The organism is Pseudomonas sp. F8002, from assembly GCF_013385495.1.
GTDB lineage: Bacteria > Pseudomonadota > Gammaproteobacteria > Pseudomonadales > Pseudomonadaceae > Aquipseudomonas.
Map to the genome: position 1 here is coordinate 196,510 of NZ_JACAPW010000025.1, position 449 is coordinate 196,958.

At 67.3% G+C, this 449-nt stretch carries 1 protein-coding gene; it reads left to right on the top strand.

What is annotated here, in order from left to right; all coding sequences use genetic code 11:
• A partial coding sequence (locus HX811_RS32285; protein ID WP_177047054.1) for a hypothetical protein occupies nt 1–449 on the top strand: 449 nt, incomplete at both ends.

Below are 449 nucleotides of genomic sequence, written 5' to 3' on the forward strand. Positions count from 1 at the left end.
TCGGCATCGGCATCGGCATCCGCGTCAGCGTCGGCGTCGGCGTCGGCATCGGCATCGGCATCAGCATCAGCGTCAGCGTCAGCATCAGCGTCGGCATCAGCATCGGCGTCCGCATCAGCATCAGCATCGGCATCGGCATCCGCATCAGCGTCAGCGTCCGCATCGGCATCGGCATCGGCATCAGCATCAGCATCGGCGTCGGCGTCGGCGTCGGCGTCGGCATCAGCATCCGCGTCAGCATCGGCGTCCGCATCAGCATCAGCATCAGCATCAGCGTCGGCATCCGCATCAGCGTCCGCATCGGCATCCGCATCGGCGTCGGCGTCGGCATCCGCATCCGCATCCGCATCCGCATCCGCATCCGCGTCAGCGTCAGCGTCCGCATCGGCATCGGCATCGGCATCAGCATCCGCGTCCGCGTCGGCATCAGCATCGGCGTCCGCATCGGC